This window comes from Tenacibaculum sp. AHE14PA, assembly GCF_019278465.1.
Lineage (GTDB): Bacteria > Bacteroidota > Bacteroidia > Flavobacteriales > Flavobacteriaceae > Polaribacter > Polaribacter bernardetii.
On the sequence record NZ_CP058983.1, the window covers coordinates 2,049,971 to 2,064,923 of the forward strand.

At 32.2% G+C, this 14,953-nt stretch carries 15 protein-coding genes; 3 read left to right on the forward strand and 12 right to left on the reverse strand.

Annotated elements, in window-relative coordinates:
• Positions 1–8: 8 nt before the first annotated feature.
• From H0I30_RS09510 to H0I30_RS09520, 3 genes are all read left to right on the forward strand, one after another.
• A complete protein-coding gene (locus tag H0I30_RS09510) occupies positions 9–581 on the forward strand; it encodes a sigma-70 family RNA polymerase sigma factor (RefSeq protein ID WP_218771627.1) in 573 nt (190 codons plus the stop codon).
• A 6-nt stretch (positions 582–587) separates the two neighbouring features.
• Positions 588–848, forward strand: a complete 261-nt coding sequence (locus H0I30_RS09515; protein ID WP_218771628.1) for a hypothetical protein — start codon at positions 588–590, stop codon at positions 846–848.
• 82 nt (positions 849–930) lie between these two features.
• Positions 931–1,572, forward strand: a complete 642-nt coding sequence (locus H0I30_RS09520) for an O-methyltransferase (protein WP_218771629.1) — start codon at positions 931–933, stop codon at positions 1,570–1,572.
• Between the two features lie 6 nt (positions 1,573–1,578).
• Here the strand turns inward: H0I30_RS09520 and H0I30_RS09525 are convergent, their stop codons facing one another.
• The 12 genes from H0I30_RS09525 to H0I30_RS09580 all read right to left on the reverse strand — a co-directional run bounded on the left by H0I30_RS09525 (position 1,579) and on the right by H0I30_RS09580 (position 14,933).
• Positions 1,579–1,857 (reverse strand): twin-arginine translocase TatA/TatE family subunit, encoded by a 279-nt coding sequence (locus tag H0I30_RS09525; protein WP_218771630.1) that lies wholly within the window; start codon positions 1,855–1,857, stop codon positions 1,579–1,581.
• Between the two features lie 94 nt (positions 1,858–1,951).
• Positions 1,952–2,245 carry a F0F1 ATP synthase subunit epsilon gene (locus H0I30_RS09530; protein WP_218771631.1) on the reverse strand — a complete coding sequence of 98 codons (294 nt, stop codon included), beginning with the start codon at positions 2,243–2,245 and terminating at the stop codon, positions 1,952–1,954.
• A 39-nt stretch (positions 2,246–2,284) separates the two neighbouring features.
• On the reverse strand, positions 2,285–3,796 hold the full coding sequence (gene atpD, locus H0I30_RS09535) for a F0F1 ATP synthase subunit beta (protein ID WP_218771632.1): 1,512 nt from the start codon (positions 3,794–3,796) through the stop codon (positions 2,285–2,287).
• Positions 3,797–3,977: 181 nt separating this feature from the next.
• A complete protein-coding gene (locus tag H0I30_RS09540) occupies positions 3,978–5,336 on the reverse strand; it encodes an OmpA family protein (protein ID WP_218771633.1) in 1,359 nt (452 codons plus the stop codon).
• Positions 5,337–5,455: 119 nt separating this feature from the next.
• Positions 5,456–6,649 carry a glycine C-acetyltransferase gene (gene kbl / locus H0I30_RS09545; protein ID WP_218771634.1) on the reverse strand — a complete coding sequence of 398 codons (1,194 nt, stop codon included), beginning with the start codon at positions 6,647–6,649 and terminating at the stop codon, positions 5,456–5,458.
• Positions 6,650–6,714: 65 nt separating this feature from the next.
• Positions 6,715–9,840, reverse strand: a complete 3,126-nt coding sequence (locus H0I30_RS09550; RefSeq protein WP_218771635.1) for an exodeoxyribonuclease V subunit beta — start codon at positions 9,838–9,840, stop codon at positions 6,715–6,717.
• Positions 9,841–9,909: 69 nt separating this feature from the next.
• Entirely contained in the window at positions 9,910–11,070 is a 1,161-nt protein-coding gene (locus H0I30_RS09555) for a metal ABC transporter permease (protein ID WP_218771636.1), read from the reverse strand.
• Positions 11,063–12,187, reverse strand: a complete 1,125-nt coding sequence (locus H0I30_RS09560; protein WP_218773510.1) for a metal ABC transporter permease — start codon at positions 12,185–12,187, stop codon at positions 11,063–11,065. The genes H0I30_RS09555 and H0I30_RS09560 overlap by 8 nt, the downstream gene beginning before the upstream one ends.
• 12 nt (positions 12,188–12,199) lie before the next feature.
• Positions 12,200–12,577, reverse strand: coding sequence for a four helix bundle protein (locus tag H0I30_RS09565; protein ID WP_218771637.1), 378 nt, complete (start codon positions 12,575–12,577; stop codon positions 12,200–12,202).
• A gap of 47 nt (positions 12,578–12,624) precedes the next feature.
• The gene (locus H0I30_RS09570; protein WP_218771638.1) at positions 12,625–13,362 is read right to left on the reverse strand and encodes a metal ABC transporter ATP-binding protein; all 738 of its coding nucleotides are present in this window, start codon (positions 13,360–13,362) and stop codon (positions 12,625–12,627) included.
• Between the two features lies 1 nt (position 13,363).
• Positions 13,364–14,275: a metal ABC transporter solute-binding protein, Zn/Mn family gene (locus H0I30_RS09575; protein ID WP_218771639.1), complete on the reverse strand. Its 912-nt coding sequence runs from the start codon at positions 14,273–14,275 to the stop codon at positions 13,364–13,366.
• Position 14,276: 1 nt separating this feature from the next.
• Positions 14,277–14,933: a metal-dependent transcriptional regulator gene (locus tag H0I30_RS09580; protein ID WP_218771640.1), complete on the reverse strand. Its 657-nt coding sequence runs from the start codon at positions 14,931–14,933 to the stop codon at positions 14,277–14,279.
• Positions 14,934–14,953: the final 20 nt, after the last annotated feature.

The following is a 14,953-nucleotide window of genomic DNA, read 5'->3' on the forward strand; positions in this document are numbered from 1 at the left end:
TTGGGGCAATGAACCAAACAAACAAATCCAACACTTTATCTCCAAATAACTGGGTAGATGCTTATGCTGATTATTTATTTAATTATGCTGTTGCACGTGTAAATGATTCTAATATCGCTAAAGATTTAGTTCAAGAAACATTTTTTGCTGGACTTAAATCTGCTAAAAACTTTCAAGGTAAAGCTAGTGAAAGAACTTGGTTGGTTTCTATATTAAAAAGAAAGGTAATAGATCATTATCGAAAAATAAATTCTAAAAAAGGACAAGCTGAAGTTAGGATGAATTTTTATGAAAATGGTGAAAATGAAGGAGATTGGATTGAAGAACGTGTACCACAATCTTGGGATAATGAGATTGATAAAAGTATTGAAAACGTTGAATTGAAATCTCAATTAGATAGCTGTATAGATAAATTACCGGAAAAATATGCTATGGTTTTCAGAATGAAAACCATACAAGAATTTGAGACTGAGGAAATTTGTAAGGAACTAAATATCACTCCGTCAAATTTATGGGTAATCATCCACAGAGCAAGAACGCAGTTAAGGAGCTGTATGGAAACAAATTGGTTTAACAAGTAAGAGGTAATGTTTAAAAAATTTAAATTAACATGTAATGAAGCAACTACAATTTGTGATAAAGCACAATATGGAGAAGCATCATTTTATGAAAAAATACAGCTTAATTGGCACCTAATAGTTTGTAAAATATGCAAAACATATACTACGCAAAATAGTAAAATGTCAGATCTTTTTAAAATGAAAGCTGCTAATTGTAAAAGTGAAACAAAGTGTTTATCAAACCAAGATAAAGACATACTTAAAGAAAAATTACGTCAGTTAAATTGATACAATTCTTTTTAAGATTGAAACGGAATTTATTTTATAATGAGTTCCGTTTTTTTATACCTTTGAACTAAAAAATAAAAGCATGCATTTTCTTCCTGAAAAAATTGATACTTATGTTGTTAATCACTCACAGCAAGAGCCAAAAATATTACAAGAATTAACTAAAGAAACTTGGCAAAAAGTATTAAACCCTAGAATGTTAAGCGGTGCTTTTCAAGGAAGAGTATTATCGATGATTTCAAAATTAATTAACCCGAAGTCTATTTTAGAAATTGGTACTTACACGGGCTATTCTGCACTGTCTTTAGCTGAAGGTTTAGCAAAAAATGGAAATCTTTATACTATTGATAAGAATGAAGAATTAGAAGAGCTACAAACTACTTATTTTCAAAAATCAGATTACAAAAATCAGATCCATCAATATATTGGAAATGCAATTGATATTATCCCGACTTTAGACACTAAATTCGATTTGGTTTTTATTGACGCTGATAAATCAAATTATCTAAATTATTTCGATTTAATTATTGAGAAAATGAATAGCGGTGGTGTTATTTTATCTGACAATGTACTTTGGAGTGGAAAGGTAGTTGAAGAATTAAACCCCAAAGATATTGACACTAAAATTCTTTTAGAATATAATAAGAAGCTTAATGAAGATAGCCGCTTAGAAACTGTTTTATTGCCGATAAGAGATGGCTTAACAATAAGTAGAGTTAAATAATTTTTACTACCTACGCTTTATAGGTCCCGTAAAATCATCAATATTGTCTTTAACTTTATTAACTTCTTTATTAATATCTTTTACGAAGTCGGTATCTATACCTTGATTTTTGGCACTGTTGTTTATTTCCTTTTTTATATCATTTGTAGCGTCTTTAACTTGACGTATACCTTTTCCTAATCCTCTAGCTATTTCTGGAATTTTGTCTGCTCCGAATAACATAACGACTAATAACAAGATTACAAAAATCTCTGGACCTCCTATAAATAAAAATACTGTATTCATTAGTACAAAGGTAATTAAAATAGATAGTAAAATTCTTTATAAAACAAAAAAAGCCAAACTTTACGTTTGGCTTTTTTTTATGATGTTTAAGTAATTAATCTGCTAGGATAATTACTTTATTATCTTTCATCTCTAAAGTTCCAGATTTGATAGCTAAAGTTAACACTTTATCATCTTCTGGTAAACTTACTATACTGCCATGTAAATCATCAAAAACTAAGTGATTTTGCGTATGTACGTGTACTTTTACGGTTCCTTTATTTAAAATAGACACAACTGGTGCGTGATTATTTAACATCTGAAATTCACCGTCAATACCTGGTACAGTAACAGAATCTACTTCTGATGAAAACAAGATAGCTTCTGGAGTTACAATTTCTAAAAACATAATTTCAATAGAATTAATTATTGTTAATTGTTACTTGAATTATGCTTCAGCTAACATTTTCTCTCCCGCATCAATTGCTTCTTGAATTGATCCTTTTAAGTTAAACGCTGCTTCAGGATATTTATCTAATTCTCCATCCATAATCATGTTAAACCCTTTAATAGTATCTTTAATGTCTACTAAACATCCTGGAATACCTGTAAACTGTTCAGCTACGTGGAAAGGCTGAGATAAGAAACGTTGTACACGACGTGCTCTGTGAACTACTAATTTATCTTCTTCAGACAATTCTTCCATACCTAAAATCGCAATAATATCTTGCAATTCTTTATATCGTTGTAAAATTTCTTTTACGTTTGTTGCTGTATCATAATGCTCAGCTCCTAAAACTTCAGCAGATAAAATTCTTGAAGTAGAATCTAATGGATCTACTGCAGGATAAATACCTAATTCTGCAATTTTACGAGATAATACTGTCGTTGCATCTAAGTGAGCAAACGTTGTTGCTGGTGCTGGATCTGTTAAATCATCTGCAGGCACATAAACTGCTTGTACAGATGTAATAGAACCTTTCTTAGTAGAAGTAATACGTTCTTGCATTGCTCCCATTTCTGTAGCTAATGTTGGTTGGTATCCTACTGCTGATGGCATACGACCTAATAATGCCGATACCTCAGAACCTGCTTGTGTAAAACGGAAGATATTATCTACGAAGAAAAGAACGTCCTTTCCTTGTGCTTCTCCTGCTCCATCACGGAAATATTCTGCAATTGTTAAACCAGATAAAGCAACACGTGCACGTGCTCCAGGCGGCTCATTCATTTGTCCGAATACGAAAGTAGCTTTAGAGTCTCTCATTCCTGGCTTATCTACTTTAGATAAATCCCATCCTCCTTCTTCCATAGAGTGCATAAAGTCATCACCATACTTGATAATTCCTGACTCTAACATCTCTCTTAGTAAATCGTTTCCTTCACGAGTTCTTTCGCCTACACCAGCGAATACAGATAAACCTCCGTGCCCTTTTGCGATGTTGTTAATTAACTCCTGAATTAATACGGTTTTACCTACTCCTGCTCCACCAAATAATCCAATTTTACCTCCTTTTGCATACGGTTCAATTAAATCAATTACCTTAATACCTGTAAACAACACTTCTGTTGACACTGATAAGTCTTCAAATTTTGGTGCTTGACGGTGAATTGATAATCCTGCATCACCAGTTTTAGGTAAATTACCTAATCCGTCAATAGCTTCACCTGTTACGTTAAACAAACGACCATAAATATCGCTTCCTATAGGCATTTGAATTGGGCTTCCTGTAGCGATCACCTCTGTACCTCTACTTAAACCATCTGTCGCATCCATCGAAATGGTACGAACTGTATCTTCACCTATATGTTGTTGAACCTCTAATACTAAAATTGAACCATCAGCTTTTTTAATTTCTAATGAATCGTAAATTTTTGGTAATTCAGCATTTTCTGTATTAAACTCAACATCGATAACTGGACCAATAATTTGAGAAACTTTACCTGTTATTGTAGACATTACTATATGTAATTAAAGTTATTTAATTTGCTATGTAAGCTTTAGCTCATTTTTCAAAGTGCAAAGGTAATTTTTTTAGTGGAATTTAAAAAACGTTTCACGCTATTTTTACTAAAAATATTGAACAAAAAAAATGCCTCACATTTGTGAGGCATTTTATAAAACTTACGTTTTAACTAAATTATTTTGTTAATTTAATTTCAACACGTCTGTTTTGAGCTCTTCCAGCTCTTGTTTTGTTATCAGCGATTGGATAGTCCTCACCAAATCCAGCAGACACTAATCTATCAGCAGAAATACCAGCTTTCACAACTAAATAATCTAAAACAGCCTTAGCTCTTCTTTCTGATAATTTTTTGTTACTAGCAGCTCTACCTTGACTATCTGTGTGACCTTGAATACTAAATTTAGCTTTAGAATATTCTTTCATGATCGCAGCAATTAAATCTAATTTACCAGAAACTCCAGCTCTAAAAGATGTTTTTCCTGAGTTAAAGTAAATAGCTCTTGCGAAATCATTTAATTTCTTTTCAGCTTCCTTAGTAATTAATACTTCTGGACATCCGTTGTTAGAAGCAACACCTGCTACATTAGGACATTTATCGTCTTTATCTAAAACGCTATCACCATCAGTATCTGGCCAAGGACAACCTGCGTTTGCTGCAGGACCTGCTACTGCAGGACACTTATCCTTACCATCAACTACACCGTCACCATCAGTATCAGGACATCCGTTGTTAGCTTTAGTTCCTTTTTCTGTAGGACAAGCATCGTCTTTATCAGCAATACCATCACCATCAGTATCAGGACATCCGTTTAAAGCTGCTAAACCAGCAACTTCTGGACATGCATCATCTGCATCCTTAATTCCGTCATTATCAGTATCAGGACATCCGTTAAATTCTTTTAATCCTGCAACCTCTGGACAAGCATCATCTTTATCGAAAACACCGTCACCATCAGTATCAGTACCACCAAATTTAAACACTAAACCAACTGAATGTTGGAAATGGTCTTGTACATTATCACTAAATTCTTTTTTACCACCAGTTTGAAAGTTTAAACCTAAGTTATCGTTAAACCAAGTATTGAAACCAAAACCTGCATTTAACATCCCTTCACCTTGATCAGCTAAAGAAGTGTAACCACCCCCTAAATATACATAAGGATCAAACCAAGAAGTTTCACCTACTAAGTTATTTAAGTCATACTTTACGTTAGCATCAATAGCCCAGTAAAGTTCATCCATATCATTTTCACTAGCGAATGTTTCAATCTTGTTTATAGATCCTGCTAATTCTAAAGTAAAACCTTCGTTTAAGTATTTTCCTACAGTAATTCTAGATATTGATGGAAGTACATTCCAGTCACTAGTACCAATGTAATCTTTTGCATAATCTGAAAATTCAGAAGGAATTCTAACGTCTACAGCGTTAACTCCAAATCCTACAGCCCATGGGTTGTCAGAATCTTGTGCGTTTACCGTCCCTAAAGTAGCGAACGTAAACAAAGCTATCACAGCTAATTTGATTTGTTTCATTATAAAAAATTTAAATTAAAAGTTCGTTTATATATTTAGCAAATGTAAGTTGTTAAAACTTATTTACAAAAGCAAATCTACAAAAACTTACAATAAGTGCAAGATTTCGTTTAAGATATTTAAATCACTCCCAGCTCTTTCCCTACTTTTATAAAAGCTTTTATAGCTTTATCTAGGTGTTCTTTTTCATGTGCTGCGGACAATTGCACGCGTATTCTTGCTTTTTCCTTCGGCACAACCGGAAAGAAAAAACCTATCACATAAATACCCTCTTCTAATAATTTATTTGCCATATTCTGAGAAAGTTTTGCATCGTATAACATCACTGGAACAATTGCCGCGTCTGCTCCAACCAAATCAAAACCTGCTTTCTCCATTTCTGTTCTAAAGTAATTGGTATTCCACTCTAACTTATCTCTTAAAGAAGTATCGTTTGATATTAGATCAAAAACTTTTAATGCACCTCCTACTAAAGATGGCGCTAATGAGTTTGAGAATAAATACGGACGTGAACGCTGACGTAATATTTCTATAATTTCTTTTTTTCCTGTTGTGTAACCTCCCATTGCACCACCAAGTGCTTTTCCTAAAGTACCAGTTACAATATCAACACGATCCATTACATTTTTAAGTTCAACAGTACCACGACCTGTTTTACCGATAAAACCTGTAGCATGACATTCATCGACCATTACCATTGCATCGTATTTATCGGCCAAATCACAAATTTCATCAAGCTTTGCTACAATTCCATCCATAGAGAAAACTCCGTCAGTAACAATAATCTTAAAGCGGTGTTCTTGTTTATTTGCTTCAATCAACTGTGCTTCTAAAGAACTCATATCATTATTATCATAACGGTAACGAGCTGCTTTACACAAACGAACTCCGTCTATAATAGAGGCGTGGTTTAAACTATCTGAAATAATAGCATCTTCTTTTGTTAACAACGGTTCGAAAACTCCACCATTTGCATCAAAAGCAGCAGCATACAATATAGTGTCTTCTGTTGTATAAAATTCTGCAATTTTTGCTTCAAGCTCCTTATGAATATCTTGTGTTCCACAAATAAAACGAACAGATGACATTCCGAAACCATGCGTATCCATAGTGTCTTTTGCTGCTTGAATTACTTCTGGGTTATTTGACAATCCTAAATAATTATTTGCACAAAAATTAATTACTTCTTCCCCTGTGGCTATTTTTATAGCAGCATCTTGAGAAGATGTAATAATACGTTCTGATTTATACAATCCGGCGTCTTTAATCTCTTGAATTTCTTGTTGTAGTTGTTCTTTTATTTTTCCGTACATAATTTATATTTTATTTACATCTACAATCGATGTGGTATTTATATTTAAAAGGTCAAAGTTAATTGTTAAACTTCTTCAACCAAAATTTCTTCATTAATATATATAAGTAGTTTTTTATCAACCTTAAAATTCATCGATTTTAACACACGTTCGTATCGTAATAATTGCTGATGATAACTCTTGGATGGTTTTCCTGTTTTATAATCGATAATAGTTACTGCATTATTCGTATCAAGCACCAATCGATCGGGAATTAAAATCTGATTATCAACATCAACAATTTCACGCTCATTATATATAGTTACTTCTTGTGAATAATAATGCTGCAATTCTGAATGATTTACTATTTTATTAATATCTGTTTTAATCGTTTTTGCTTGTTCTTTATCTATTACACCTTGTTGCTCGTATTGATTCACTATTTTTTCTACATCGCGCTGGGTTGTAATTTTCGCCATCATTTCGTGAATCAAGTTTCCAAACTCAATTGCTTTTCCTTGCTCGGTATTCCACAGTTTTGAAGCACTTGCCAACATATGAATATTGTGCTCTTGCCAAGGCGTAGATATAAATTCTTCCTGAATCGCTGCTAAAGAAGTGATTTCTTTACGTTCACTTATTCTTGTTAAATTTCCAAAAGAGTATTCTAACTGATCATTATTCCATAGATTTTTTTCTTTTAGATAATTGATAAATATTCCTGAATAAAAATTAACATTCTCTTCTCCTTTAGCCGTAATTTTATATTCGGTAATTATATGCAACTGCTCTACAGAACGCGTTAAAGCAACATACAAAAGATTAAAATTATCTAATTCTAATTCTTCTCTTTGTTGATCGTATATTTCTAAACTTCGATCGTTTATAGCTTTTAAATCTTTATTAAACGGCACTAATAATTCCTTAAAATTTTCAAAGTCGGCAGGTAAATCATCTAACCAAATTTTCGGATTTATTTGTCGATAAATTTCTAAATCGTACGGAAAAATAACCACCGGAAATTCTAGTCCTTTCGATTTATGAATCGTCATAACCTGAACGGCGTTTCCACTTTCGGGAGCCACAATGCTTAAATTTGCTTTTTTATCTTCCCAAAAATCTAAAAACTCCTGAATACTCGTTCCTTTTCGTTGTTGCTCTAAAACCACATCTAAAAAGAATTGCACATAGGCATCTGAAGAATTTATCAATTTAAAACTTCGGATGATTTCCTCTACTTTTTCATAAAACGGTAATTGATGAAAATGTGTCAACTCAAAAGACACTTGATAACTTAATAACTCTTTAAAAATTGCATCATTCGGCTGATGAATCATTGCTGATATAAAAGCATGTTTTTCCGTTTTCAGCTCTAAATGATCGTGTAAGAAATACAAAACCTCTAACAATGCTTCTTTATCATTCGGATGCTGAATTACCTGTAAAACAGCAACAATAAAATTTACTTTCGAGCTATTTTGCAACAACAACGTTTCTGAAGAAATAATGTTAATTCCGTTTTCAGATAAATAATTTGCCACTGCAATTCCGTCTTTTTTCTTACGGACTAATACACAAATTTCATTTAAAGAAAAATCGGCTTCTAAACTTTTAATGGTTTCTAATATTTTCTTCGGATATTTTAAAGCCTCATCCTCTTTTTCTTCTTCCTTATCTAAAAAAGACAACGAAACGTATCCGCCTTTCTTTGCAGTTGTTAACTGCTTATTTCCTTCAATAAATAATTGTTTGTAATTTTCATTTTGAAGAAAATTTGACGTGTGCTGAAAAAATTGATTATTAAAATCAATTACCTCTGTATAACTTCTATAATTAGTCTCTAGTGTTTTTATTTCTTTCGGAACATGAAACGGATTCTCAACATCCGATCCTAAAGAAATAAACTGCTCTGCTTTACCGCCACGCCAGCGATAAATAGCTTGTTTACCATCACCTACCAACAATAAATTACTTTTTTCTTGTGCTAATGCATTGTCGATTAACGGAATTATATTTTGCCATTGTAACACTGATGTATCTTGCATTTCATCAATAAAATAATGCATAAACCGTTGCCCAATTCTTTCATAGATAAACGGCGCTGGTTGATCTTTAATATTGTCAGAAATTAATTGATTAAACTCAGCATTTAATCGAATATTATTTTCTTCTTTTATATGTGTTAACTCTAAATTAATATGATTTAAAACAGCTAACGGAATGATACTTTTTAATGCCAATTTGTTCATTAAAAATTGCTGATACAATTCCTCTGATTGACTGTATAAATTCAACAATTCAGGCAAAATGCTTTCAATGGCATTTTTTATATCGTCTGATTTTGACTTTGCATAAAAATTATTTTCTTCGATACGTTCGCGAAGCTTTGAATCTTCGAAAAACTTTGCTTTCTCTGGATTTTGAGACAACGCCAAAAAATGATTCGGCAACATAGAGCGATAAAAATCTTTATGATTTATTTGTTCCGTTTCTATAATCGCTATTCCCTGACTCCCAATTTCTATAAATCGCTTTTTTATCTCTTTTTGATATTTAGAAAGTTTAGTTTTTAAGTTGGTAAAATCAGCTAGCTTTTTATCCGCCAGCTTTCTAAAATGATTCGTATCGTCTTCATTTAATAAAATTCTAGAAAACTCATTAAGCTCCAACGAAATATCCCACGATTTATCATCATCTGCTTTATCAAGTGAAAAATCAATTAATAATTTCGTTAAATCTTTATCAGTTCCAATTTTAGAAATCAATACATCAACAGCTTCATTTAATAAAGAAACAGCATCCATTTCAACCTCAAAATTTAGCGACAATCCTAAATCGTACGCAAAACTTTTAATTATTTTATGGGTAAAACTATCAATCGTAGTAATTGAAAAAGCGGAGTAGTTTTGTAAAACAGCATCTAATATTTTTTTACTTCTACTTATAACAGTTTGTTTATCAATTTTAATTTCATTGATAATAATTTCAAACAAATCGTTTTCTTTTCCTTCAGAGAATTCTTGCAAATTTTCTAACACACGCTCTTTCATTTCACCAGCTGCTTTGTTGGTAAATGTAATCGCTAATATTTTCTGAAAAGTAAAAATATCATCAGAACTCAATAAAACTTTTAGATATTCTTTTACAAGTGTAAACGTTTTTCCGCTACCAGCAGAAGCATTGTACACCTCAAAATTAGAAGAATTTTGCACAGGTTATTTTTTTATGCAAAGTAACCTATTTAAAGAAAAAAAGAAAGAAGAGAACAGAAATATTGTTACTTACCCTCTAAATAAAAAGAAATCTTTTTTCATTGATTCGATCTTAGAATCGTCGTTTGTTATAATATAATCTATTGCCTTTTCGGTAAAAGCCCTCCCTTTTTTGGTAAGTGATATAATTTGATTTTCTATAACAATCATATTATTTTTTCTAGCTAAATCTACTACGGATTTTGCTTTTATTTTATGCCAATTTATATGCTCATTTAAATGATTAATATGTCTTTCTCTTTTTTCAGTATGATTATTTAAGTGCAACAAAAAAGTAAGCAATTGCACTTCTTTTTGTTGTTGCCTGTTTCTGTAAATTACTGAAATCAACCCTCTTTTGGGAGCCAATAAATACACAAAGAAGAAAACTAAACCAAGCATGCTAATCATAGATCCAGATATTGAAGCATCTAGCCAATGCGCTACCCAATAACCCGAAATAGCCGAAAACACGCCAAATAACCCTGAAAAAACTAACATTTTCTTTAAATCATTCGTTAATAAATAAGCGGTTGCCGCTGGCGCAATCATTAAAGCTACAACTAATATTGCTCCGACTGCATCAAAAGCTCCGACGGTTGTTATAGATGCCACGCTCATTAACCCGTAGTGAATTACAATTGGCGAAAAGCCCAAGGCAGTTGCTAAACCAGCATCGAACGTGCTTATTTTTAGCTCTTTAAAAAAAGCGATTAAAAGGCCTAAGGTAATTACCAATATTGTTCCTATGATCCATAATGATTTAGGTCCGATATCTGTTCCGTTAATTATTAATCTATCAAACGGTGCGAAAGCCAATTCACCCAATAAAACAGCGTCTACATCTAAATGAACATCGTTTGCGTTTTTGGCTATTAAAAGTACACCAATACTAAACAATGCCGGAAAAACTAAACCAATTGCCGTATCTTCTTTTACCAATTTTGTTTTCTGAATATACTCAACCAATACCACGGTTAAAATTCCTGATAAGGCTCCCATTAAAATCAATAAAGGAGAATTTAAATCGTGTGTAATAAAAAAACCGATTACCAAACCAGGTAAAATCGAGTGACTAATAGCATCGCTAATTAAGGCCATTTTCCGTAATACCAAAAACACACCAGGTATTGCACAAGCTACTGCTACTAAACTTGCTATTAATTGTATTTCTATCTGAGCACTACTCATTTTCTACATGTTGATTATACAAATTACCTGCAAACTGGTATCCTTCCTCCGTCATCGACCACATTTTACCTTGCACTTTTATATATTTTTTTTCTTCTAATTCTTTTAAAGTACCTCTGGTATACCCTTGAAAGTTGTTTAATATTTTCACCGCATGCGGATGCGATTTATCTTCGTGTGTTTTTACCAAATCAAACATAAAAGACAGGGTTTTATGTAATTGTAAATCTCTTCTATTTTTTAAAAAACGAATTTGACGAAAAAGCAATCCTCTTGAAGGTGAAAATATAAATGAAAACACTACAAATACTGCGGCAACTAACACAATTACAGGTCCTGTAGATAAATTAGATTCACTTGCACTAATTCCTGTACCAATAACTCCAGCAAGCAAACCAAAAACAGCTGCTAAAACCACCATCGTGCTTAAACTATTTGTCCATTGACGCGCTGCTGCTGCTGGCGCCAACAACATAGCACTCATTAAAACAACACCTACTGTTTGCAATCCTAAAACAATTGCTAATACGATGAAACAGGTTATTAAAGCATCAATAAATTTTATATTAAAACCTAAGGTTTTTGCATAATCTGCATCAAATAATAAGAGTTTAAATTCTTTCCAAAAAAGTAATAATACCACTAAACAAATAGCCGTTACTATAGCCATAAACCAAACATCTTTAATTAACAATGTTGCTGCCTGACCAAATAGAAATTTATCTAAACCTGATTGATTTGCGTTTGGTAATTTCTGAATAAAAGTTAAAAGTAACATTCCGAATCCGAAGAAAACAGAAAGAATAAGACCTAAAGCAGTATCTGTTTTTAAGTGTGTGTTTTTTACAATTCCGCGTATCCAAAAAGCTCCTATTAATCCACTTATCAAAGCTCCTAGTAACAAAATATTAGTATCTTTTGTGCCTGTAATTAAAAATGCAATGGCAATACCAGGTAATGATGCGTGTGAAATTGCATCGCCCAATAAACTTTGTTTTCTTAACACTGCAAAACTACCTAGCATACCACAAATAGCGCCTAAAATTGCAGTACCAATAGTAATTGTTCGAAGTGTATAATCTGTAAAAACGAGTCTAAAATATTCAGAAAAGTCGATAGTAGTTAGTTTTTAGAGGTTAGTATTTTTGTTACGCAAATATTTTTGTAGACCTATAATCATCTTTGAAAGTTCTACTAATTTTTCACGAATTTCATTTTCAGATTCTTCAGAAATAAAATTTTGTCGTTTTGCAATAGAAACACAAACAACACATTCATTTGTAGAACCTAATGCTATTTGCAAAAATCTATTAAACTGTTTGTCTGTATCTGCTGAACCTTCAGCAATATTTAATACAATAGAAACAGCTGCTCTATTAAATTGAGATTTCAACCCATAACGTTCTGTATCTGGAAAATTATTTGATGTTTCATAAGAAAAATCGACAAATTCAAGTGCTTTTTGATACACTTTCAAATCTTCAAACTTGAATTTTATTTCTCTCATTTTTATTGATTTTTTTTCTAACCTCTATTCACTAAAATCCAAAAAACTTATTGCTGTACACTTACTTTATAGTTAATTCCGTAAGTTTTCGTTAGATTATCATCGTTAAAAATTTCTTTTACAGGACCTGTTGCAATCTTCTTTACATTTAAAAAAGTTACCCAATCGAAATATTCAGGAACGGTTTGCAAATCGTGATGCACTACAACCACTGTTTTTCCTGCTTTTCGTAATTCTTTTAAAATATTGATAATGGTGATTTCTGTAGTTGCATCTACTCCCTGAAAAGGTTCATCCATAAAATAGATGGATGCGTCTTGTGCCAATGCTCTGGCTAAAAAAACACGTTGTTGTTGACCTCCTGAAAGCTGAGAGATTTGCCTGCTTTTAAAAGCTAACATCCCCACTTTTTCAAGTGCTTCTAATGCTGTTTTTTTTTGTGATTTCCCTGGGCGTTTTATCCAACCTAAACTTCCATAGGTTCCCATCATAACAACATCTAAAGCTGTGGTAGGGAAATCCCAATCTACACTTCCTTTTTGCGGAACATAAGCAACTAATTTTCGTTGTTTATCATATGGTTTCCCATAAATAGAAACACTTCCTGCAATGGGATTTATAATTCCTAAAATAGATTTTATTAAGGTAGATTTTCCTGCGCCATTTGGCCCAACAATCGCCATTAAAACTCCTTCAGGAATGGCTAAATCAATATCCCAAAGTACTGGCTTGTAATTATAAGCAACTGTTAAATCATCTACCGTTACTGCGTATTTTGTTTCCATATTATTTTAATGCGTTAACAATCGTATTCACGTTTGCTTTATACATACCTATATAAGTTCCTTCTTTTGTTCCTGCATTTCCTAATGCATCAGAATATAATGTTCCGCCAATTACAACATCTTGTCCTTTAGATTTTACAGCTTCCTGTAAAGCTTCAATAGTTCGTTTTGGAACAGAACTTTCTACAAAAATTGCTTTTACATTATTTGCTATGATAAATTTTGCTAACTTCTGAACATCCTGAACACCAGCTTCTGTTGCTGTTGATAATCCTTGTAAGCCTACAACATTAAATTGATGCTGATTTCCAAAATAATTAAAAGCATCGTGTGCAGTTACCAAAATTCTTTTTTCTATTGGCAATTCGTTTATTTTGCTTTCAACCTCTTTGCTTAGAGCTACTAGTTTCTCTAAATATTCTTTCGCGTTTTGCTGATAAAAAGCAGCGTTTTTGGCATCAATTGCTGCTAATTTTTCTGTTACATACGATGTTATCTTCCTCCAGTTATTAAGATCAAACCAAATATGAGGATCGTAATTTGAAGCGAATAACGCTGAGCTTATCAAGTTCTTCTTATTAATTACATCAGAAACAACAACCGTTTTTTTATTTTGATGTTGCATTTTCTCAAAAACCTCTTCTAATTTCCCTTCTAAATGTAATCCGTTATAAATAACAACATCAGCATTAAATAATTTTGAAACATCACCTTCACTAGCTTTATACAAATGCGGATCTACTCCTGCACCCATTAAACCTTTAACCTCTAATTTATCGCCTCCAATATTCTTTACTAAATCGGTAATCATCGTAGTGGTTGTAACTACTTTTAATTTACCGTTTTCGTTTTTTGCTTTTTTACCACAACTTACTGCTAATAAGATTACAAATAATAATGCTATTCTTTTCATCTTAATTTTTTTGTATATAAATATTGTTTGCTACTTTATTTGAAATCGTCATTTCTTTCTCGTTGATTTTCACTAAAAAAGAGTCATCAAAAGGTTCTTTATCTAACACTTGTATATTGAGTCCTAATCCGATTTCTTGCTTGTCTAAAAAACGCAAAAACTCAGAAGAAGTATCATTTACACCTACACAAACTCCTTTTTCGTTTTTTTGCAATGTAGCTAACAAGCTTTTTTTTATTTGAGGTAAATTCCCATCCTTATCAGGAATTGGATCTCCATGTGGATCTCTTTTAGGATGTCCTAAAAAGGCATCTAACTCGTCTATTAGTTTTGGCGATTTTATATGCTCTAATTGCTCTGCTACTTCATGCACTTCATCCCAAGAAAAATTAAGTTTTTCTACCAAAAAAACCTCCCACAATCGATGTTTACGAATAATGCTAGCCGCAGTTTTTTTTCCGAGCTCGGTTAACGTAACACCTTGATACTTTTTATAAACAACCACTTCTTTATCAGATAGCTTTTTAATCATATCTGTTACCGAAGAAGCTTTTGTTTTTAACCGCTTAGCAATAGCATTTGTGCTAATTCCTTTATCAGATATTGCTGCTAGGTGATAAATGGTTTTTATATAATTTTCTTCTGACTGACTAAACATTGTATTTTTTTGACTTTACA